Origin of the sequence: Nonomuraea africana, from assembly GCF_014873535.1 — a bacterium.
Classification (GTDB): Bacteria; Actinomycetota; Actinomycetes; order Streptosporangiales; family Streptosporangiaceae; genus Nonomuraea; species Nonomuraea africana.
Window position 1 is genome coordinate 4670143 of sequence record NZ_JADBEF010000001.1, and the last position, 20694, is coordinate 4690836.

The window sequence follows — 20694 nt, forward strand, 5'->3', positions numbered from 1 at the left end:
GATGCACATAGCTTTTAGTCTGCACTAAACCGTTCGCGACTCCGACAGCAGTGCACGAACCTTGCCTCTGTGACTAGCGTTATCAGTGAGAAGCCCACGTTCCTGCAGTCCAAGATCGGCGGTCTGCCGCGCCCGTTCTGGGCGCTGTGGAGCGGCACTTTGGTGAACCGGCTCGGCACCATGGTGATGCCGTTCACCGGGGTGTACCTGACCCAGTCGCGGGGCCTTTCGCTGACGGCCGCGGGCGTGGTCATGGCGGTGTTCGGCGCGGGTTCCCTGGTCTCCCAGCTGATCGCCGGGTCTCTGGCCGACCGCATCGGGCGCAGGGCGACGCTGTCGGGCGGCATGCTGGCCACCGCCGTGGCGATGCTGGCGCTCGGCTACAGCACGACGCTGCCGGCGATCCTGACCTCCATGTTCGTGCTCGGCCTGGTGATCGACGCCTACCGGCCCGCCTCCAGCGCCCTGGTGGCCGACCTGATCGCGCCCGCCGAGCGGCCCAGGGCGTACGGCCTGCTGTTCTGGGCGATCAACCTGGGTTACGCGATCGGCATGACGGCCGGCGGCTGGCTGGCCCAGTCGGGCTTCATGTGGCTGTTCTGGTTCGACGCGGTCAGCAGCGTGGTCTTCGCCGTGCTGGTGTGGCGTGCGGTGCCCGAGACCAGGCCCGCGCCCTCCGAGAGGGCCACGGGCGGCGGCATGCGCCAAGTGCTGCGCGACCGGCTGATGCTGGGCTTCACCGTCATGGTGCTCGGCAACGCCCTGGTCTACAGCCAGACCTTCACCACGTTGCCCGTGGCGATGAAGCTGGCGGGCCTGAGCACCGCCCAGTTCGGCGTGGCGATGGCGGCCAACGGCGTGCTCATCGTGGTCATGCAGCCGCTGGTGTCGGACTGGCTGGGCCGCAGGGATCCCACCAGGACCTTCGCCCTGGGCGTCGGGATCATGGGAGTCGGTTTCGCGCTGACCGCCTTCGTCACCTCCACGATCACCCTGGTGGCCACCATCGTGGTCTGGACCGTCGGCGAGATCGTCACCGCCGGAATCGCGGGCGCCATCGTCGCCTCGCTGGCCCCCGCGCACCTGCGCGGCAGGTACGCCGGGCTGTTCGGCTTCGCGTGGGCGGTGGCCGGCATGGCCGCGCCGCTGATGACGCCGCTGCTGGAGGTCAGCAGTCTCGCGCTGTGGCTGACGGTCGGCGCCATCGGCCTGGTGACGGCGGTGGCCGGGGTGGCGCTCGCCCCCGCGATCAGGCGCAGGGCCGCGTTGAACGAAGATTGATTCGCCGTTGGCGCGGCGAAGATACCCTTACGCCTGCCATGGTGACCTTCAGCGCATTGGGACCGTTCCAGGTCTGTCTCGACGGACTCCCCCTCGACCTCGGCGGCCAGCGCCAGATGGCCGTGCTGGCCAGACTGCTGGTGGCCAGGGGCCGGGCGGTGCCCGTGACCATCCTCATCGACGACCTGTGGCCCGGCGGGCCGCCCGCGCAGGCCCTGTCGACCATCCAGGGATACGTGTCGCGGCTGCGGCGCGCCCTCGAGCCGGACCGGGCGCCGCGGTCGGAGGCGGGGGTGCTGGTGTCGGCCCCACCCGGCTACGCGCTGCGCGCCACGACCGACCAGGTGGCCTGCTGGCGCTTCGAGCAGCTGGCCAGAACGGAGGGGCCGGCGGCGGCCGTCTGGACGTCGATGGAGGCGGCCCTCGCGCTGTGGCGGGGCCCCGCCCTGGCCGAGTTCGCCGACCTGGCGTGGGCCTCGACCGAGGCGGGACGGCTGGAGGAGCTGCGCCTGGTCGCGATCGAGCGGCGGGCGGAGGCGGGGCTGCGGCTCGGCCGGTCGGCCGCGCTCGTGCCCGACCTGGAGGCGCACGCCTCGGCGCACCCGCTGCGGGAGGAGGGGTGGCGGCTGCTGGCCACGGCTCTCTACCGGAGCGGACGGCAGGGCGACGCGCTGGGCGCCCTGCGCCGGGCCAGGACGATCTGGCGGGAGGAGCTCGGCCTCGACCCCTCCGGTCTCCTGCAGCGGCTGGAGGCCGACATGCTCAGCCAGTCGCCCCACCTGGACCTGCCCCCGGTCGAGGGGCCCCCTTCGGGCGGGTGGTCAGGAGCGGGAGCGGCGGGTGGACCCGGGGCATCGGACGACGAGTCCGGGGGCGCGGCGCGGGCGCTGAGGGTCGTGGTGGCCGACGACCAGGCGCTGGTCAGGACCGGGCTGCGGGTCGTGATCGACACCGAGCCCGGGCTGGAGCTGGCGGGCGAGGCCGCGGACGGCGAGCAGGCGATCGGGGTGGTCCGCGATACCCGGCCCGACCTGGTCCTGCTCGACATCCAGATGCCGAGGCTCGACGGCCTGACCGCGGCCCGCAGGATCCTCGCCGACGAGGAGCCGCCCAAGGTCATCATGATGACCACCTTCGGCACCGACGAGAACCTCTACGCCGCGCTGCGCGCGGGGGTCAGCGGGTTCGTGCTCAAGACCTCGGCTCCCGAGCAGCTCGTGGCAGCCATGCGCGCCGCCGCGGCGGGCGACGCGCTCATCGACCCCGCGCTGACCACGCGCATCATCTCCGCCTTCGCCGGCACGCCCGACCCGGCCGCTCCCCCGGCGCTGGCCGGGCTGGCCGATCCCCAGCTCGACGTGCTGAGGCTGATCGCCCGCGGGCTGACCAACCGGCAGATCGCCCGCACGCTCGCCGTCCCCGACCGCCAGGTGGCCGACACGGTCGCCGGGCTGCTCGACCACCTGGGCCTGTTCGACCGGGCGCAGCTGGTGGTGGCCGCCTACGAGACGGGCCTGGTGACGCCAGGAGACAACACGTGACTTATCGTCGCTTTGACGATAAAGAGAACGGGGTACTAGGCTGTTGACGTGGCCCCATTGCGCATTGCCCTGGTTCAGACCAATCCGGTCGTTGGCGACCTGACGGCCAACGCCGACGCCCTTGTGAGATGGACGCGCGACGCCGCCGACCGCGGCGCGCACCTCGCCCTGTTCACCGAGATGTTCCTGACCGGCTACCCGGTAGAGGACCTCGTGCTGCGCACGTCCTTCGTGGACGCCAGCATCAGGGCGCTCGACGACGTCGCGGCACGGCTGGCCGACGAGGGCCTCGGCGAGCTGCCCGTCGTCGTGGGCTACGTCGACAGGGCCGGCCTCGCCCCGCGCGTCGGCCAGCCCAAGGGCGCGCCGCTCGACGCCGCCGCCCTCCTCCACAGGGGCCGGGTGGTCACCCGCACGGCCAAGCACCACCTGCCCAACTACGGCGTCTTCGACGAGTACCGCTACTTCGTCAGGGGTGACCGGCTGCCCATCTTCCGCCTGCACGGCGTCGACGTGGCGATCGCGGTGTGCGAGGACCTGTGGCAGGAGGGCGGTCCCGTCGCGGTGGTCGGCGAGGCGGGCGCGGGGCTGCTCGTGGTGCCGAACGCCTCGCCGTACGAGCGGGAGAAGGACGACGTCCGCCTGGAGCTGGTGGCGCGCAGGGCGCGCGAGGCCGGCTGCGCGCTGGTCTACGCCAACCAGGTCGGCGGCCAGGACGAGCTGGTCTTCGACGGCGACTCGCTCGTCGTCGACGAGGCGGGCGAGCTGGTGGCGAGGGCGGGGCAGTTCCGCGAGGAGCTGCTCGTCGTCGACCTCAACCTGCCGGTCTCCGACGCCGAGCCGGGCCTGTTCCCCTACGACGCGGGCGACGGCACGACGATCACGGTGGAGCGGCTGGTGCTGTCGGCCGAGCCCGTCGCGCCGTACGAGCCCGTGACGAACGAGATCGAGGCCAGGCTCGACGACACCGGCGAGGTCTACCACGCGCTGGTGCTGGCGGTGCGCGACTACGTGGCGAAGAACGGCTTCGGCTCGGTGATCCTCGGCCTGTCGGGCGGCATCGACTCCGCGCTGACGGCGGCCATCGCCTCCGACGCGATCGGGCCCGAGCGGGTGCACGTCGTCATGATGCCCTCCCGCTACTCCTCCGAGCACTCGCTCGGCGACGCCGAGGAGCTGGTGCTCAGGCAGGGGGTCAACTCGCGGATCGTGCCCATCTCCGACATCGTCAACGCCTTCGAGAAGGAGATCGACCTGTCGGGCCTGGCCGCGGAGAACCTGCAGGCCAGGGTGCGCGGAATGATCCTCATGGGCCTGTCGAACGAGCACGGCCACCTGGTGCTGACCACGGGCAACAAGAGCGAGCTGGCCACCGGCTACTCCACGCTGTACGGCGACTCGGCCGGCGGGTTCGCGCCGATCAAGGACGTGCCGAAGACGATGGTCTGGGCCCTGGCGAGGTGGCGCAACGAGAACTCCGACCCGTCGTTCCTGATGCGGGCCGAGCGGCCGATCCCGGACAACTCCATCACCAAGGAGCCCAGCGCCGAGCTGCGGCCCGACCAGCGCGACACCGACTCGCTGCCGCCGTACGAGGTGCTCGACCGGCTGCTGGACGACTACGTCGAGAAGGACATGGGCTCGGCCGAGCTGATCGCGGCGGGCCATGATCCCGCGCTGGTGGCGCGGATCATCCGGCTGGTCGACCTGGCGGAGTACAAGCGGCGGCAGTACCCGCCGGGCCCGAAGATCACCCCGAAGAACTTCGGCAGGGACCGCAGGCTACCGATCACCAACAGGTGGCGGGAGACGCCTGCCTAGGTAGGAGCGCAGCAGCTGCTTGGTCTCCGCCACCAGCTCGGGCTCGTCGTGGTGCGCCCTGAGCAGGGCGTCGGCGGCCTCCACGGCCACCAGCAGCACCCTGGCGCCGTCGCGCAGCCCGAGCAGCCCGGCCAGCGCCTGCGCCACCTCGGCGTTGTCCCCGAAGTCGAGGACGGCGAAGCCGGGCACCGTGGCCTTCATGTCGAGGTATTCGTCCACGACGGTGTCGATCACCGGGTCCCACCCCGAGGCGCCGGCCAGCTTCGGCTCGAGCCTGGACAGGAACTGGTCCAGGTTGCGCCGGGTCAGCGCCGCCGCCAGCGAGCGCTTGTCGTTGAAGAAGCGGTAGATCGAGCCGATGGGCATGCCGGTGCGGGTGGCCACGGCGCGGGTGCTCAGCGCGTCGTAGCCGCCGTCGTCCAGCAGCGCGGCGGCCGCGTCGAGCATGCGGTCGACCCTCTCGGCGCTGCGCCGTTGGAGCGGGGTGCGTCTCATGCGGCAAAGAGTAGGGTCAGGCCGCCGAGCGTGTAGCAGACCATGAGCACGAACAGCGGGATCTGCCCCGCGACGGCCTTGGCGGGCTCGAGCAGGCGCACCGACCTGTCGTGCGCGGCCACCACGCCGACCACGTGCCCGGCGACGATGGCGAGCACCTGGACGGTGGCGATGACGCCCGGGCTCACGACGTCCTGGTTCACCTGGGCGCTCAGGCCGAGCGCGAGGATCACGGCCCGCTGACCCTCGATGACGAAGAGCGAGAAGTAGTGGGCGACCAGGTAGCCGATGGCGATTGGTACCAGCGAGTGCGCGAACCTGGGCGTCAGGCCCCGCGCGCCGCCGATCAGGCCCGCCGCCCACAGGCACACGGTGTAGAGCGCCGCCACTCCCCCGATCGCCACCAGCAAGCCGACGGTGCCGAGGCCCGTCCTGCCGAGCGGGCCGGTCTGCAGCGCGTTCACCCAGACGGGCGCGCCGGCGAAGCCGTCGTAGCCGGTGCTGCCGAGGAGCACGCAGACGGTGGCCACCAGCCCAGGAGCCTGGACGACGGCGTCGAGGCCGTCGAAGGGGCTGCGCAGCACGAGCGTGCCGTCCGCCCTGCGGCCGAGGGGCGACAGGTGGCCGACGAGCGTGGAGTAGACCTCGAAGGGGTCGCCTTTCTCCAGCCATGCGTGGCCGTAGGCGAGCGTCCCCGCCACCTGCGCGGCGCCGTACGCCAGCAGGAAGACCAGCAGCGTCGCGGAGGCGGCGGGTTCGGATGAGACCAGCTCCATCCAGGTGAAGGCGAACAGGCCCGCCGCGGCGGGCCAGTAGCCGAGCCGGCCGGGCAGCGGGCGCCGCGGCCGGTCGGGCAGCAGCCTGAACGGGTTGGCCAGCCGCCACACCGGCCCGAACAGCAGCGACGCGGGCACCAGCCCCACCCAGAAGATCACATAGACGAGGTACGGCGCGGCGTTGTCCTCGGCGGGCCCGAGCAGCAGCCAGCCGAGGGTGTAGAGCGCCAGTATCGCGGTGACGGCGCGGATCGCCGTGGCGGGCGGACGCCACGACAACGCCCGCCCCGCGCTGTCGCCCCTGAAGCGGGAGTCCGCCCACAGCAGGCCCAGCGCGAGGAACGACACGACCAGCGCGGCGAATGCCCCCGCGTAGGCGTAGAAGAGCGGGATCGGCAGGTCGCTTCGGCTGCCGATCCCGTGCGCGAGCACTCCGGTCATTTCACCGCCAGCTGGATGAGCACCAGCTTGCTCCCGTGAGTCTCGACCTCAAACACGCCCGACATATCAGCCTTGAACCTGATATTTGCGGGCTTGCCGGGCTGGAGCTCCTGCGTGACGTCGAAGCCGTGCACGTGCAGCTCGTCGGCGACGTCGCTGGTCACGGTCAGGCTGACGGTCTGGCCCCGCTTCACCTCCAGCCAGCCGGAAGGCGGCGACACCTGCCCCTTGGAGATGGTGATCTCGGCGCGCGGCTCTCCCGGTTGCGGCGCGCCCGTGGCGACCTCATGCCCGGTGCCCGGTCTGTGATGGGTCTCAGAGATCGGCCCGCACCCCGTGACCAGCGCGCACGCCAGCAGGACCGCCGCCCGTCTCACGCCGCCGCCTCTTCCCGTGTGACCTTGCGCCTGGGCGCCACCACGACGACCGCGCACAGCACCCAGACCCCGGTGAGGAGTCCGCGGACCCAGCCAGGCCCGATCGGTATCACCGGCAGCATCCACACCGCCCGGTCGAAGGCGTCGACCAGGTATAGCGCGCCGAGCACGACCGTGAACCAGCCGAACGCGCCGCGCGCGATCCAGCCCGCGCCGAGCAGCCAGATCCCGGTCAGCGCCAGCGCGACGGCGGGCAGCGCGGTGTAGCCGTCGAGCGCGCCCAGCACGTCGAGGGCGAGCCCCGCCAGGCCGGCGACGGTCAGCGGCAACGCCCAGCGCGAGCGCAGGCGACGCCGCCACAGCAGTACCGCCATCAGGGCGAGCACGAGGGAGCCGCCCAGCGCGAGCTGCACCTCCACCCTGGCCAGGCCGCTGGAGCCGAACCACCAGCAGCCGCCGGGGAGTCGCCGGTCGCTGATGCTGTAGTCGTTGCACAGGTACATCTGCACGAGCTTGACCGGCTCGGCCACCACCCTGGCGGGGCCCGCGCCGCCACAGCCGGGCAGCGCGCCGGGGCTGGTCACCCGCACGCCCTCCCAGCAGTTGGCGCGGCCCTGGCCGTCCCAGTAGACGTCGGCGCCGTTGTCCTTCAGCTGGTTGCCCGTGTACAGGTTGTGGTGGGAGGTGTCGAACTGCTTGTCCCACGACTCCTCGCCCCTGATGAAGGCGGGCACCGCCATCAGGTTGAACGCGGCGTTGTCGTGCCCCCAGATCTGGTTGTTCCTGAAGACGTTCCAGTTGCCGCCCGCGGTGATGATGCCGCTGCCGGGCGGCAGGCCGATCTGCGGGCAGACCACACCCTTCTCGTAGCCGCGCTCGGCGGGCGGCTTGGCGCAGGTGCCGTCCTTGACGTGCTCGTAGTAGGTGGCGTTGTTGTCGTGGATCTTGTTGTTCTCGAACTTGGCGTGGTTCTGCGGCAGGCCGGGGTGCCCGGGGAAGGCGCTGTCCATGGTGGCGCCGGCGAGGTTGCCCCAGAACTCGCTGTCGTGCACCCAGACCGAGTCGCCCGCCGTGCCCGAGTAGCCGACCATGTTGTGGTGGCTCTTGCAGCGCCTGATCTCGATGGCGTAGCGCGGCACCTCGTAACCGCGGCCGTCGTTGATGTTGGAGGCGCTGCCGGGGTAGATGCCCGAGTCGCCGTTGCCGTACGACTCGCAGTCGGTGTAGAGGCCGTGGTCGCTGGCGAAGGTGAGGAAGCCGTACTCGTCGTTCCACCTGGTCAGCATGCGGTCGATGACGAAGCCGTCGGTGGCCAGGATGTAGAGCGAGTTGAACGTCGTGCGCTGGGCGGTGAAGTTCCTGAAGTAGACGCCGTCGGTCATGTCGGCGCGGATCGCGTTGAGCTTGCGGTACTGCGCGTCGACGACCACGTCCAGCGGGCCCGCGCCGGTGCCCTCGATCTGCAGGTCCTTCTTGCCGAGGATGGCGACCAGGTTCTGGTTGTGCGGGCACTGGACCTGCTGCTCGTAGGAGAGGATCTGGTAGCCCCAGCTCGACCAGCGGGCCTTGAGGTTGGCGCACTCGCCCGTGGGCGCGGGCTGACCGGGCTCCTCCAGGTAGAGGCCGGGCAGGATGGCGATGTTCATCCCGGGCCTGTCTACCTGGTCGACCGCCTGCTGCAGGTGCCGGAACCCCTCCTTCTGGCACCTGGCGAAGAGGCGGAGGTTGCGCTGCTTCAGCTCATCCGGAAATTTCGCGATCCGACGCTCGAAATCTGATTTATCCGTCTTGCAGACCAGCAGGTCGGGCTCCCCCTGCCGGTGGACGGGCACACTTCCCGTGCCGTCGGGCAGTTTCACCTCCCGCTCTTCGTGCGCGAGGACGGCGGAGGCCGGCAGGAGGAGGACGAGGACCAGGCCCAGGAGGGATAAGGTCCGGCGCGCGATGAGGGGCATGGCGGCGAGACTAGAACATTGCTCACGTTCTGCCTAGAGCCCGCCGCACTGCACGTGATCCGCTGACCCCATGCCTGCCCAACGCCCGATGCGTACGGTGGCCTGACATGTTCTTTGCCACGGTTCGGTTCAGGATCCTGGGCCCGCTGGAGTGCTCGTCGGCGGTGCGCCCACACAGGTCGTGACCCGAAGGCGAGCCGCGATACTCAGGGCGCCAGGCCGCGCAGGACGCCGTCGACGATGCGGCCCGGCAGGTCGTCGGCGAGGTCCTCGTCGCCGGTGGCCCGCTTGATGTGCCACATCATCGTCCCCGCCAGCGTGCCGAGCGCCAGCCGCACGTCGAGGTCGGCCCGCAGTTCGCTGGTCTCGACGCCCCGCTCCAGCACCGCGACCATCGCCGCCGTGCGCGGCTCGACGGCCTGCTTCATGAACTTCTCGAACAGCCGGGGATAGCGGTCGGACTCGCTCATCGCGATGTTCATCACGCAGCGGGTGCGGGCCTGGCCCGCCTCGCGCATCATCGTGTCGAGCAGCGCGACCAGGTCGTCGCGCACCGAGACGCCCCCCAGCGCGGGAACCGGCGCCTTGAGCGAGGCCAGCGCGTCGGCGACCAGGTCCTCCTTGTTGGACCAGCGCCGGTAGATGGTCGTCTTGCCGACCCCCGCCTTCGAGGCGATCGCCTCGATGGACAGCTCGGAGACACCCATCCCCTCGCCGATCAGATCGAGGGTGGCCTCGATGATCGCCTTCTCGGCCTTCTCGCTACGCGGACGGCCCGCGGGACGGGCCGTGGCGGTCTCTGTCGTCGTCATCGCGGCCTCACACTACCGCTGGTTCTTTCTCTTCGGCCTTCTGGACGGCCCTCGCCTTGCCCGGCATCCAGACCGCCACCACACCCACGCCCACCAGGGCGATGACGGCCGAGATGAGGGCCGTGGTGTGCATGCCGTCGATGAAGGCGTGGTAGGCGGGCTGCAGAATGGCCTGGTCGCCTCGGGCCACCCCGACGGTGGCCATGAGGGACTCGCCGGCGAGGTGCCGCACATCGTCGGGGAGCCCGGCCAGAGCGGGGGCGACCTCACCGCGGTAGGAGGACGACAGCACCGAGCCGAGGACGGCCACGCCGAGCGCGCCGGCCACCTGGCGGACGGTGTTGCTCATGGCCGAGCCGACGCCCGCCTTCTCCCTGGGCAGCGCCTCCATGATCGCGGTGGTGGCGGGCGGCATGATGTTGGCCATCGCGGCGCCCTGGACGAAGAAGACGACCTCGATCAGCCAGACCGGGGTGTTCTGGTCGAACAGCGCGTAGGCGGCCAGCGCGAGGGTCACGACGAGCATGCTGACCGTGGCGGCCGTCTTGGCGCCGAGCACCTCGTTCACCCGCTGGCTGAGCGGGGCGAAGATGAGCTGCGCCGCCGCGAAGGGGATCATCAGCGCCCCCGCCTGGATCGGGCTGAAGCCCAGCACGATCTGCAGGTAGAAGGTCAGGAAGAACATCCCGCCCATCATCGCGAAGAAGACGATGCCCATCATGCCGATGGCCGAGCTGAAGCGGACGTTGCCGAAGTTGCGCACGTCGAAGGCGGGGTGCTCGACGCGCCGCTCCCACCAGACGAAGACGGCCAGCACCAGCACGCCGAAGAGGGTGGGGACGAGCACCTCGGCGCTGCCGAAGGTGCCGAGCTCGCCGCCGCGGATGATGCCGTAGACGACGGCGACCAGACCGATGATCGAAAGGATCACGCCGACGGGGTCGAGCCTGGACGGCTTGGGATCCCGCGACTCGGGCACGACGCTGCCGATGAGGAACATGCTGATCAGCACGATCGGCACGTTGATCAGGAAGACCGAGCCCCACCAGAAGTGCTCGATCAGCAGGCCGCCGGTGATCGGGCCGATCGCCACCGCGAGGCCGACGCCGCCGGCCCAGATGCCGATGGCCTTGCCGCGCTCCTGCGGGGGAAAGACATTGGAGATGATCGCCAGGGTGGCCGGCATGATCGCCGCACCGCCGATGCCCATCGCGGCCCTTGCCATGATCAGCTGCATGGGGTCCTGCGAGTAGGCGCTGGCCAGGGAGGCCAGCCCGAACAACGCCATGCCGATGAACAGCATGCGCTTGCGGCCGGTGCGGTCACCGATCACGCCGAAGGTGAACAACAGACCCGCGAACACGAGCGTGTAGGAGTTGATCGCCCACTCCAGCTCGCTCTGCGTCGCGCCCAGCCCTTGTACGGGGTCGGCGATGGTCTTCATGGCGACGTTCAGGATCGTGTTGTCCAGGACCACCGCCAGGAGGCTGAACACGAGCACGCCGAGGATCGCCCAGCGGCGTGGATGACCCGTCTGTGGTTCCATCAGAAAAGCTCCAATTTCGATACGACACAGTTTCGCAACGCCACCGTAGCGCAACGCATTCCGATACGCAACGGTCGCGTTTCATAAGTCGTTCTCAGGAGCTCACGCGGACGGGTTCGGGCATGGGCTCGGCCTCGGGGGCGCGATTCCAGAACGGCAGTGCGACCAGCACCATCACCACGCCGACCAGGCCCGCGACGGCGAACGCCCACGCGGGCCCGTGGGCGTCGATGACGGCTCCCGCGATCGGCGCGGACGAGGCGCCGCCGATCAGCAGCGCGGTGCCGTGCAGGCCCATGGCCTCGCCGCGCGCGGCGGCAGGGGTCCACCTGCTCAGGGTGTCGACGGAGGAGGAGAGCGCGGGCGCGCAGAGCACGCCCGCGGGCACCAGGGCCACGAGCAGCCATCGCCAGTCGCCGCCGACCAGGCCGACCGGAATGGTGAGCGCGCCCATCAGGCCGGTCAGGACGAGGACGGAGAAGCCGCGCGGCAGCCCGCCGTACACGAAACCGCCGACGAGGGAGTAGACGCACCAGATGGCCACGGCCAGCCCGATCCACTCGGTCTGCCCTGCGTGCTCGATCGTGGCCACCAGCGACAGCTCGGTGGCGGTCAGGATGAAGGTGGCCGCGGTGACCGTGCCCAGCAGCGCGATGAGCGACGGGGTCAGCCACTGGCGGCGCGAGACCTTCCCCGTGGCGGCCTTGAGCTCCTCCGCCGAGCGGATGGGCGGGTTCAGCGCGATCAGCGCCACGCCCGCGCACACCAGCCCGGCGGCGATCAACGCCATCGTCCACGTGGACCCCAGGGAGGTGATGCCCGCGACGGCCAGCGCGGGGCCGGTCATGTAGGAAAGCTCGACCAGCATCGAGTCGAGCGAGAAGCCCATCCTGCGCTGCTCGACCGGGACCATCGCGGCCAGGCACTGCCGGATCACGCTGAAGACCGGCAGCGCCAGCAGACCGGCCACACCCGCGGCGGGCACCAGCGCGGCGAACGGCAGCAGCCACGCCGTCGACCAGAACGCCGCCTGCGCGACCGTCGTGACCGCCAGCACGGGACGCAGCCCGTGCCGGTCGACGAACCTTCCCGACAGCGGCGAGCCGACGGCCATGCCGATGGTGCTGGCCATGGCGACCATCCCGGCCTGGGTGAACCCCAGCCCCGGGAGGTTCACCACGTGCAGCGTCAGCGCCATCGCCGTCGCCGTGGCGGGGATCCGCGCGACCATGCCGACCAGGAGCAACGTCCGCACGCCTGGAATCCTGAACAGGCGCCGGTAAGGTTCGATAGCCATTGTTATTACTTACCTCCGCACCCATTGTGACGTCCGGCACCGACAGAACTCCCGCCGCGTGCCATCATCAGGAATGTCCGGGTACGCCACAGGGGCGACTCGAGACTGTTTCTGGAGGTCGGACTCATGTCCTCTTCGCTGTACGGCGGCGCCTCGGGCCGCAGGATCACCGTCCGCGACCTGGCCTCGGCCAAGGAACGCGGTGAGAAGTGGCCGATGCTGACGGCCTACGACGCCATGACCGCGAGGGTGTTCGACGAGGCGGGGATTCCCGTCCTGCTCGTCGGCGACTCGGCCGCGATGGTCGTCTACGGCTACGACTCGACGCTGCCCGTCACCGTCGACGAGCTCCTCCCACTGACCGCGGCCGTGGTGCGTGGCTCGTCCCGCGCCCTGGTGGTCGCCGACCTGCCCTTCGGCTCCTACCAGAGCTCCCCCGCCCAGGCGCTGGAGTCGGCGGCGCGGTTCATGAAGGAGGCGGGGGCCCACGCGGTCAAGCTGGAGGGCGGGCGCCGGGTCCTGCCGCAGGTCGAGTCGCTGGTCGCGGCCGGGGTCCCGGTCATGGCGCACCTCGGGCTGACCCCGCAGTCGGTCAACACCTTCGGCGGCTACCGGGTGCAGGGCCGCGGTCAGGCGGGCGACGAGCTCCTGGCCGACGCGAAGGCGCTGCAGGAGGCGGGCGCGTTCGCGGTGGTCCTGGAGTGCGTCCCCGCCGAGCTGGCCGAGCGGGTGACGACCTCGATCACGGTGCCCACGGTGGGCATCGGCGCGGGGGCGGGCACGGACGCGCAGGTGCTGGTGTGGCAGGATCTGATGGGCCTGACCCCGCGCCCGGCCAAGTTCGTGCGGACGTACTCCGACCTGGCCGGCGAGATGGACAGGGCGGTCCGCGCCTTCGCCGCCGAGGTGGCCACGGGCGCGTTCCCCACGCCCGAGCACTCCTACAGCTGAGCCATCAGAGCGGGCCGTCAGACAAGGCCGTCAGACAAGGGTGGCGGGGTCGGTGTTGGCCCCGCACACCACCACCGCGACCCTCTCTCCCCGCTCGCGGGCGTAGACACCCTGCGTCAGCGCGGCGTAGGCGGTGGCGCCCGCGTGCTCCGCGGCCACGCGGTGCTCGGCCCAGAGCGTGCGGCGGGCCGCCTCGATCGCCTCGTCGGAGACCAGCAGGCTCTCGACGCCCGCGGCGGAGACGATCTCGTAGGCGAGCTCGCCGAGCCTGGTGGCGCCCAGCGCGTCGGCGGCGACGCCGCTCACGCCGACGGGGACGGGCCCGCCCGCCTTCAGCGCCTCGTGCAGCGTGGGGATCAGCGCGGGCTCCACGGCGACCACCCTGGGCCCGCGTCCCGCGCCGACGGTGACGCCCGCGACCAGACCGCCGCCGCCCACGGCGACCAGGATCGTGTCGACGCCGCCGATCTGCTCGACCAGCTCCAGGCCGAGCGTGCCCTGGCCGGCCACGACGTCAGGGTGGTCGTAGGCGTGCACCTCCAGCGCGCCCGTCTCCGCGGCCCGCTTGGCCGCCGCCTCGGCCGCCTCCGAGTAGATCGCCCCCGCCTGCGTGACGTTCGCGCCGAGCGCCCGCAGCCCCGCCACCTTCACCGGGCTGCACACCTCGGGCACGAAGATCTCCGCCCGCACGCCCAGCGCCCTGGCCGCGTAGGCGACCGCGAGCCCGTGGTTGCCGCCGCTGGCCGCGATCACCCCGCTGTCGGGGACGTGCGCCGACAGCATCCTGTTGAAGGCGCCGCGCACCTTGAACGAGCCCGAGTGCTGCAGCACCTCCAGCTTGAGGAACAACCCCTCGGAGATCTCGACGACCGGGGTGCGCACCGCGCGTCCCTCGATCCGCCGCGCCGCCGCCACCACGTCGTCGTACCTGACCGTCACTACAGCTCCCGCTCGATCGTGCGCTTCAGCTCGGCGATCCGTGTCTCGTCCCGCCGGTAGAAGACCCATTGTTTGATCTTCGTCCCGCGGATGAGTCCGGCCCTTTCGAGGATCTTCAGATGCGCCGTCGCGCTCGGCTGGGTCATGCCGAGCTTGGTGGCGATGAAGATCGAGCACACGCCGTCCTCCACCAGATCCCCGTCCACCTGGGGAGGGAAGTGGGCGACGGGGTCCTTGAGCCAGTCGAGGATGCGCAGCCTCGGCTCACTGGCCAGCGCGCGAAGACTCGTTAACACTTAGCCAGTTTCCTAAGTCTCTAACCGATCTGTCAATCCTCCGGTAGGCGGATGCGCCGGCCGTCCCTGATACGCGTGGTGCCGGCCCGGTGACGGTCAGCCCAGGGCCTGGGCGAAGTCGGCCCAGAGGTCCTCGGCGTGCTCGATGCCCACCGCCACGCGGACCGTCCCCTCGGAGATCCCGTGCCGTCCGAGCTCCTCGGCGCTCAGCGACCTGTGCGAGGTCGTCGCGGGATGCAGCACCAGCGTCTCCACCCCACCGAGCGAGGGAGCCAGCAGCGCCAGCTTCAGCGCGCTCATGAAACGCTCGCCCGCGGCGCGTCCGCCCGCCAGGTCGAAGGAGAACACCCCGCCGAACTCGGGCAGCAGCTTGACCGCCACGTCGTGCGAGGGGTGCGAGGGCAGCCCGGGCCAGTGGACGGCGCTGACGGCCGGGTGCTCGGCCAGCCGGGTGGCCAGCACGCGGGTGTTCGCGCAGTGCCGCTCCATCCGCAGCGGCAGCGTCTGCATGCCGCGCAGGGTCAGCCAGGCGGCGAAGGGGTCGGGGGTCGAGCCCAGCTCGATCGCGAAGTGCCACACCTTGCGGTACAGCTCGTCGGCGGCGAAGACGGCGATCCCGCCGAGCACGTCCGTGTGCCCCGACAGGTACTTCGTGGTCGAGTGGATCACGATGTCGGCGCCGTGCTCCAGCGGGCGGCAGAGGAGCGGCGAGGCGAAGGTGTTGTCCACCACCGAGACCAGGCCCAGATCCTTGGCGGCCGCGCACATCGCGGGCAGGTCGGCGACCTGGCAGACGGGGTTGGCGATGGTCTCCAGGTAGACGAGCCTGGTCTCGGGGCGCACCGCCGCCCGCAGGGCCTCGGGGTCGTCCTCGGCGACGTGGGTGACGGAGATGCCGAACCTGGAGGCGAGGTCGTTGATCATGGCGGCGGTCCCGCCGTACAGCGCCTTCTGCGCGATCAGATGGTCGCCCGGCTTGAGCAGGCCGAGCAGGACCGCGTTGACCGCGCCCATCCCCGAGGAGGTGGCGACGGCGGCGACGCCGCCCTCCAGGCCGGCCACGGCGTCCTCGAGCGAGCGGACCGTGGGGTTGGAGAGCCTGCCGTACACGAAGGCCCCGTCGGGCCTGCCCATCCCGTCGGCGAAGACCTCGGGATCGTCGAAGACGAACCCAGAGGTCTGGTAGATCGGCACCGAGATCGGGACGCTTCCGCTGATCACGGGCTTGGGGAGGTGGACGGCTCGGGTCTCGGGGCGCAGTTCGGTCATACATCCAGGATGTCCTGCTTACTGATTGATTGTCAGATCCAATCGCCGATAATTGGTCCATGAATGAGGCCAATCTTGCGGAGCTCGCCGATCTGACGGAGCTGCTCGGCCGGTGGGCGTCCGGCAGAGGCCCGCTCTACCTGCTGCTCGCCGCCCGCCTGCGCGACCTGATCGACGACGGGCTGCTGCCGCCAGGCGCCGCGCTGCCACCCGACCGCGTCCTGGCCAGGGGGCTCGCGGTGGCGAGGGGCACCGTCGTCGCCGCCTACGACCTGCTCCAGCAGGAGGGCAGGGTGGTCCGCAGAAGAGGGAGCGGCACCCGCGTGGCCGCCGCCGACCTGCCCGCCACCCGCGCGACCAACGAGGTGGGCAGCAACCCGCTGCTGTCCCACATCCTCCATCCGCCGGACGGCGTCACGCTGCTCACCTGCGCCGCGCCCGACGAGCCGCCGCCGCTGCTGGCCGAGGCGTTCAGGCAGGCGGTGTCGCTGCTGCCCGCGCGCGACCTCGGCTACCACCCCGCCGGGCATCCCGCCCTCCGCGCGGCGATCGCCGCCTACTACGACGGTCGCGGTCTGCCCACGGACCCGTCGCAGATCATGGTGACCACCGGCGCCCAGCAGGCCATCACGCTGCTCACCGACCTGCTGGTCGGCCCCGGCGACGTCGTGCAGACCGAGTCGCCCACCTACCCCGGCGCGCTGGAGGTCTTCCGGCACGGCGCCGCCGTGATCCGCCCCGGCCTCGATCCCGGCGAGCGCCCCGCCCTGATCTACGTCATCCCCACCGCCAGCAACCCCGCCGGTGGGATCATGGACACCGCCGCGCGCAGGCGGCTGGCCGCCGCGGCCACCGAGCACGACGTCCCGCTCATCGACGACGAGGTCTGCGCGGAGCTGTGCTTCTCCGGCCCGACGCCGCCCCCGCTGGCCTCGTTCACCGCGGGCGAGCAGGTCATCACGATCGCCTCGCTGAGCAAGCTCGTCTGGGGCGGGCTGCGCGTGGGCTGGATCCGCGCCGCCGCCCCGCTCGTGTCCAGGCTGGCCAGGCTGCGCGCCGTCCACGATCTCGGCGGCGACGTGCTGTCCCAGCTGGCCGCGGTCTCAGTGCTGTCCCGCCTGCCGGAGGTACGGCAGGAGCGCGTCGAGACCCTCCGCCACCGGCACGACCACCTGCTCTCGCGGCTGCGCGCCAGGCTCCCCTCCTGGGAGGTCTCCCCCGCGCTCGGCGGCCAGAACGTCTGGGTCCGGCTCCCGCGCGGCGACGCCGACACCTTCGCCCAGGTGGCACTCAGGCACGGGGTGGCCATCCCGCCCGGGCGCTCGTTCGATCCGCTCGGTGGGCACGCCGATCACCTGCGACTGCACTTCCTCTTCAGGCCCGACGAGCTCACGGCGGCGATCGACGCGCTGGCGCAGGCATGGGAGGCCTACGACGGCTCCCGCCACCCCGCCTCCCGCCACACCCTGATCGTCTGAAGGAAAGCCGCCCAGGTCATGAATTCTTCACTGCCCACCGAGGAGGGAAGCCCGAAGAATCACGGACATGATCCAGGTGAACGGACTCACCAAGAGCTACGGAGACTTCCAGGCGGTGAAGGGCATCTCGTTCGAGGCCCTCCCCGGCGAGGTCTTCGCGCTCCTGGGCAGGAACGGGGCGGGCAAGACCACCACCATGGAGGTCCTGGCGGGCTTCCAGCGGGCCGACGCGGGCGAGGCGCGCGTGCTCGGCCTCGACCCGGCGAAGGACCGCAGGCAGGTACGGCGGCGCACCGGCATCATGCTGCAGGAGGCCGGGTTCTTCCCCGACCTGACCGTCGCGCAGACCGTCGAGTCGTGGCGCGCCTTCACCCCCGCGGCCAGGCCCACGCACGAGATGCTCGACCTGGCGGGCCTGCTCGACCGGGCGGGCACGAAGGTCAGGCAGCTGTCGGGCGGGGAGAAGCGCAGACTCGACCTCGCCCTTGCCGTGCTCGGCCGTCCCGACGTGCTGTTCCTCGACGAGCCGACCACCGGCATGGACCCCGAGGCGCGCAGGAGCACGTGGGACGTCGTCCGCGGCATCGCCGCCGAGGGCACCACGATCCTGCTGACGACGCACTACCTCGACGAGGCGCAGCGGCTCGCCACCAGGATGGCGATCATGGACCACGGCGAGATCGTGGCCAGCGGCGGCATGGCCGAGACGCTGGCCGCGCAGGCGGGCAGGGTCTCGTTCGAGCTGCCCGACGGCATCTCGCCGCGGGAGCTGCCGCTCCCGGTGACCATGGCGGGCGCCGTCGCCACCTGTAGGGCCGAGGACCCCGACCTGGCCGCGCAGCGGCTGCTGAGCTGGGCCGCGGAGAAGGGCCTGCGGCTGCGCGGGCTCGAGGTGCGGACGGCCTCGCTGGAAGACCTGTTCCTCGAAGGGATCGGCAATGCGTGAGTTCATGGCGGTGGCGCGGTTCGGCGGCAGGCTCTACTGGCGCGACAAGGTCGCCCTCTCCACCTCGGTGGCTCTCTCGCTGGGGCTCGGCATCGGCCTGCCCTATCTGATGGCGAAGGTGCGGCCGGGCGCCCCCGGCGTGCTGCTCGACTCGCACCTGGGCCTGCTGGCCATGATCATGACGATCGCCGCGGTCATGCAGACCGCGGTCACCCTGACCGCGCGCCGGGATCAGCTGATCCTCAAGCGGATGCGGGCCACGGGGCTGAACGACCGCGAGATCATCGGCGGTGAGATCGGCAACATCGCCGCGCAGACCGCGCTGCTCGCCCTGGTCGTGACCATCGTCCTGTACGTCGTGGCGGGGCTGCAGACGCCGCGGCAGCCGCTGGTCCTGGTGGCGTTCGTGGTCGTGGGCGCGGCGGTCCTGTCGCTGCTCGGCGCGGCCTGGACGGTGGTCATCTCGCGGTCGGAGCTGGCCGCGGTCATCACGATGCCCTGGTTCATGCTGGCGGGGCTGGGCGCGGGCGGGTTCGGACCGGTCGTCGAGTTGCTCCCCTCGTGGGTGGGCACGGTGCTGAACCTGCTGCCCACCGGCGGGATCGTCGAGGGCGCCCGCTTCGCCTACACGGGACAGGGGAACCTCCCGTTCGCCCTGCTCAACCTGGCGGTCTGGACCGCGATCGGACTGGTCGTCATCCGCCACCGGTTCCGGTGGGAGCCCAGGAAGTCATAATTGGTCGCACTATGACCTCCGCCGCCGTGCGACGTTTCTCCGTTGTCGTGATCACCGCAGTCTCCACCTGTTACACCCTGATCGGCGTCGGTCTCTACCTCGCCCGCGCCGATCTCGGCGTCCACGCCGGGGTCCTCGCCGCGACCGCGGGCACCGCCGTCCCGCACGTCCTCCACATCAGGGCCGGGCTGCGCGGCGTCCGGCCGCGCTACCTCCCGCTGACCCTCCTGGTGCAGGCCGTCGCCGCGTATCTGCCCGACTTCCTGCTCCCGTACGGCTGGTCGGGCAACGTCGCGCCGCTGTTCGCCGGGGCGCTGCTGGTCCTGCTGCCGCTCTGGCTCGGCGGCCCGCTGGCCGGGCTGGTGACCCTCTACCAGGGCGTGGCCATCATGGGCGTGTCGGGCGGCGCCTGGCCGATCGCGATCTTCTACGCCGTCACCGTTCTCACCACGGGGGCGATGATCTACGCGCTGGTCAGGAGCAGCCGCATGGCCGCCGAGCTGGACCAGGCCAGGGCGGAGCTCGCGGAGGCCGCGGTGCTCAGGGAGCGCCTGCGGATCTCCCGTGACCTGCACGACGGCCTCGGCCGCAGCCTCACCGCGATCGCACTGAAGGGCGATCTGGCGGCCCGGCTGGTCGAGCGCGACCCGGTCTCGGCCCGGTCCGAGGTCACCGAGCTGGTGCAGGTCGCCCGCGAGGCGGTCCAGGACGTACGGCACGTGGCCCGCGGCTACCGGGAGATGTCGCTGAGGGGCGAGACGGACCGGGCGGTGGCGCTGCTGGAGGCGTCGGGGGTCGACTGCCAGGTCAACCTGGCCGCGGCGGCCCTGCCGAGGGCGTCGGAGGAGGCGCTGGCATGGGGCGTCCGCGAGGGCGTGACGAACATCCTGCGGCACAGCCGCGCCACCACCTGCTCCATCACCACCTCGGTGCGGGCGGGCGCGGCCCGCCTCGAGATCGTCAACGACAGCGCATCCACGGCACCTCCGCCGGTCGAAGCCGCCCGCGTGACGCCGGGCACCGGCCTCACCGGACTGGGCGAGCGCGCCTCCCAGGCGGGCGGCGCCGTCACCGCCGAGGCGACCGCCACCGGCGGCTTCCGCCTCACCATGGAGGTCCCGGCGTGATCAGGGTGCTGCTGGCCGAGGACATGCACATGATCAGGGCGGCGCTGACGGCGCTGCTGCGCCTGGAGTCCGACATCGACGTGGTCGCCGAGGTGACCAGGGGCGACGAGATCGTGCCCACCGCGATGGAGGTCAGGCCCGACGTGGCGGTCGTGGACATCGACCTGCCGGTCGTCGACGGCATCACCGCCGCCGCCGAGCTGCGCACGCGCCTGCCGTCCTGCCGGATCCTGGTGCTGACCGCGATGGGCCAGCCAGGCCAGGTACGGCGGGCGCTGTCGGCGGGCATCGAGGCGTTCCTGGTGAAGGACGCCCCCGGCGATCGCCTCGCCGAGGCGATCAGGCGCACCGCCGCAGGGCTGCGGGTGCTCGACGCCGACCTGGTCGCCTCGGCCATGGAGTACGGCGAGAGCCCGCTCACCCAGCGCGAGCGCACGGTCCTCGGCGAGGCGGCGCGGGGCGCGACGGCGGAGGAGATCGCCGCCCGCCTGCACCTGTCGGCCGGGACCGTGCGCAACTACCTGACCGGCGCGATCACCAAGACGGGCGCCAAGAACAAGATCGACGCCATCCGCATCGCCCAGGACGCGGGCTGGCTGTGACCCGACCG

The 20694-nt window shown here is 71.3% G+C and carries 19 protein-coding genes; 9 read left to right on the forward strand and 10 right to left on the reverse strand.

The features are described 5' to 3' along the window. Positions 1-69 precede the first annotated feature (69 nt). The 3 genes from H4W81_RS22080 to H4W81_RS22090 are packed head-to-tail and all read left to right on the forward strand — an operon-like array spanning position 70 to position 4643. Positions 70-1281: an MDR family MFS transporter gene (locus H4W81_RS22080; protein WP_318781879.1), complete on the forward strand. Its 1212-nt coding sequence runs from the start codon at positions 70-72 to the stop codon at positions 1279-1281. 38 nt (positions 1282-1319) lie between these two features. Then, the gene (locus H4W81_RS22085; RefSeq protein WP_192776566.1) at positions 1320-2822 is read left to right on the forward strand and encodes a BTAD domain-containing putative transcriptional regulator; all 1503 of its coding nucleotides are present in this window, start codon (positions 1320-1322) and stop codon (positions 2820-2822) included. 48 nt (positions 2823-2870) lie between these two features. Beyond that, entirely contained in the window at positions 2871-4643 is a 1773-nt protein-coding gene (locus tag H4W81_RS22090; protein ID WP_192776567.1) for an NAD+ synthase, read from the forward strand. Here the strand turns inward: H4W81_RS22090 and H4W81_RS22095 are convergent. The 7 genes from H4W81_RS22095 to H4W81_RS22125 all read right to left on the reverse strand — a co-directional run bounded on the left by H4W81_RS22095 (position 4605) and on the right by H4W81_RS22125 (position 12300). Further along, a complete protein-coding gene (locus tag H4W81_RS22095; RefSeq protein WP_192776568.1) occupies positions 4605-5138 on the reverse strand; it encodes a TetR/AcrR family transcriptional regulator in 534 nt (177 codons plus the stop codon). The genes H4W81_RS22090 and H4W81_RS22095 overlap by 39 nt on opposite strands. Beyond that, the gene (locus tag H4W81_RS22100) at positions 5135-6355 is read right to left on the reverse strand and encodes a hypothetical protein (protein ID WP_192776569.1); all 1221 of its coding nucleotides are present in this window, start codon (positions 6353-6355) and stop codon (positions 5135-5137) included. The genes H4W81_RS22095 and H4W81_RS22100 overlap by 4 nt, the downstream gene beginning before the upstream one ends. After that, positions 6352-6732, reverse strand: a complete 381-nt coding sequence (locus tag H4W81_RS22105; protein ID WP_192776570.1) for a cupredoxin domain-containing protein — start codon at positions 6730-6732, stop codon at positions 6352-6354. The genes H4W81_RS22100 and H4W81_RS22105 overlap by 4 nt, the downstream gene beginning before the upstream one ends. Next, entirely contained in the window at positions 6729-8687 is a 1959-nt protein-coding gene (locus tag H4W81_RS22110) for a right-handed parallel beta-helix repeat-containing protein (protein ID WP_192776571.1), read from the reverse strand. The genes H4W81_RS22105 and H4W81_RS22110 overlap by 4 nt, the downstream gene beginning before the upstream one ends. A gap of 206 nt (positions 8688-8893) precedes the next feature. After that, positions 8894-9499: a TetR/AcrR family transcriptional regulator gene (locus H4W81_RS22115; RefSeq protein ID WP_192776572.1), complete on the reverse strand. Its 606-nt coding sequence runs from the start codon at positions 9497-9499 to the stop codon at positions 8894-8896. A 7-nt stretch (positions 9500-9506) separates the two neighbouring features. Next, a complete protein-coding gene (locus H4W81_RS22120) occupies positions 9507-11045 on the reverse strand; it encodes an MFS transporter (protein ID WP_192776573.1) in 1539 nt (512 codons plus the stop codon). Between the two features lie 94 nt (positions 11046-11139). Further along, positions 11140-12300 (reverse strand): MFS transporter, encoded by a 1161-nt coding sequence (locus tag H4W81_RS22125; protein ID WP_318781880.1) that lies wholly within the window; start codon positions 12298-12300, stop codon positions 11140-11142. 168 nt (positions 12301-12468) lie between these two features. On the opposite strand from H4W81_RS22125, the gene panB reads away from it, so the two are divergent. Then, positions 12469-13293, forward strand: coding sequence for a 3-methyl-2-oxobutanoate hydroxymethyltransferase (panB, locus tag H4W81_RS22130; protein WP_192776575.1), 825 nt, complete (start codon positions 12469-12471; stop codon positions 13291-13293). A gap of 30 nt (positions 13294-13323) precedes the next feature. On the opposite strand, the gene H4W81_RS22135 is transcribed toward panB, so the two are convergent. The 3 genes from H4W81_RS22135 to H4W81_RS22145 all read right to left on the reverse strand — a co-directional run bounded on the left by H4W81_RS22135 (position 13324) and on the right by H4W81_RS22145 (position 15797). Next, positions 13324-14232 carry a threonine/serine dehydratase gene (locus tag H4W81_RS22135; protein ID WP_318781881.1) on the reverse strand — a complete coding sequence of 303 codons (909 nt, stop codon included), beginning with the start codon at positions 14230-14232 and terminating at the stop codon, positions 13324-13326. Then, a complete protein-coding gene (locus H4W81_RS22140; protein WP_192776577.1) occupies positions 14232-14528 on the reverse strand; it encodes an ArsR/SmtB family transcription factor in 297 nt (98 codons plus the stop codon). The genes H4W81_RS22135 and H4W81_RS22140 overlap by 1 nt, the downstream gene beginning before the upstream one ends. A gap of 96 nt (positions 14529-14624) precedes the next feature. Then, positions 14625-15797 carry a trans-sulfuration enzyme family protein gene (locus H4W81_RS22145; RefSeq protein ID WP_192776578.1) on the reverse strand — a complete coding sequence of 391 codons (1173 nt, stop codon included), beginning with the start codon at positions 15795-15797 and terminating at the stop codon, positions 14625-14627. Positions 15798-15856: 59 nt separating this feature from the next. Between H4W81_RS22145 and H4W81_RS22150 the strand changes: the two genes are divergently transcribed. The 5 genes from H4W81_RS22150 to H4W81_RS22170 all read left to right on the forward strand — a co-directional run bounded on the left by H4W81_RS22150 (position 15857) and on the right by H4W81_RS22170 (position 20686). Beyond that, the gene (locus H4W81_RS22150) at positions 15857-17275 is read left to right on the forward strand and encodes an aminotransferase-like domain-containing protein (protein WP_192776579.1); all 1419 of its coding nucleotides are present in this window, start codon (positions 15857-15859) and stop codon (positions 17273-17275) included. A 67-nt stretch (positions 17276-17342) separates the two neighbouring features. Next, complete coding sequence (locus H4W81_RS22155; RefSeq protein ID WP_192776580.1) at positions 17343-18221, forward strand: ABC transporter ATP-binding protein; 879 nt, start codon at positions 17343-17345, stop codon at positions 18219-18221. After that, a complete protein-coding gene (locus tag H4W81_RS22160) occupies positions 18214-18957 on the forward strand; it encodes an ABC transporter permease (protein WP_192776581.1) in 744 nt (247 codons plus the stop codon). The genes H4W81_RS22155 and H4W81_RS22160 overlap by 8 nt, the downstream gene beginning before the upstream one ends. Before the next feature lie 11 nt (positions 18958-18968). Further along, the gene (locus tag H4W81_RS22165) at positions 18969-20084 is read left to right on the forward strand and encodes a sensor histidine kinase (protein WP_192776582.1); all 1116 of its coding nucleotides are present in this window, start codon (positions 18969-18971) and stop codon (positions 20082-20084) included. Continuing rightward, on the forward strand, positions 20081-20686 hold the full coding sequence (locus H4W81_RS22170; protein WP_192776583.1) for a response regulator transcription factor: 606 nt from the start codon (positions 20081-20083) through the stop codon (positions 20684-20686). The genes H4W81_RS22165 and H4W81_RS22170 overlap by 4 nt, the downstream gene beginning before the upstream one ends. Positions 20687-20694: the final 8 nt, after the last annotated feature.

Excerpts from the sequence above, each read along its gene's own strand:
- H4W81_RS22160 (WP_192776581.1), top strand. The coding sequence starts at position 18,214 with ATGCGTGAGTTCATGGCGGTGGCGCGGTTCGGCGGCAGGCTCTACTGG.
- H4W81_RS22095 (WP_192776568.1), bottom strand. The coding sequence starts at position 5,138 with ATGAGACGCACCCCGCTCCAACGGCGCAGCGCCGAGAGGGTCGACCGC.
- H4W81_RS22120 (WP_192776573.1), bottom strand. The coding sequence starts at position 11,045 with ATGGAACCACAGACGGGTCATCCACGCCGCTGGGCGATCCTCGGCGTG.
- H4W81_RS22115 (WP_192776572.1), bottom strand. The coding sequence starts at position 9,499 with ATGACGACGACAGAGACCGCCACGGCCCGTCCCGCGGGCCGTCCGCGT.
- H4W81_RS22150 (WP_192776579.1), top strand. The coding sequence starts at position 15,857 with ATGAATGAGGCCAATCTTGCGGAGCTCGCCGATCTGACGGAGCTGCTC.
- H4W81_RS22110 (WP_192776571.1), bottom strand. The coding sequence starts at position 8,687 with ATGCCCCTCATCGCGCGCCGGACCTTATCCCTCCTGGGCCTGGTCCTC.
- panB (WP_192776575.1), top strand. The coding sequence starts at position 12,469 with ATGTCCTCTTCGCTGTACGGCGGCGCCTCGGGCCGCAGGATCACCGTC.
- H4W81_RS22155 (WP_192776580.1), top strand. The coding sequence starts at position 17,343 with ATGATCCAGGTGAACGGACTCACCAAGAGCTACGGAGACTTCCAGGCG.
- H4W81_RS22145 (WP_192776578.1), bottom strand. The coding sequence starts at position 15,797 with ATGACCGAACTGCGCCCCGAGACCCGAGCCGTCCACCTCCCCAAGCCC.
- H4W81_RS22085 (WP_192776566.1), top strand. The coding sequence starts at position 1,320 with ATGGTGACCTTCAGCGCATTGGGACCGTTCCAGGTCTGTCTCGACGGA.
- H4W81_RS22100 (WP_192776569.1), bottom strand. The coding sequence starts at position 6,355 with ATGACCGGAGTGCTCGCGCACGGGATCGGCAGCCGAAGCGACCTGCCG.
- H4W81_RS22165 (WP_192776582.1), top strand. The coding sequence starts at position 18,969 with ATGACCTCCGCCGCCGTGCGACGTTTCTCCGTTGTCGTGATCACCGCA.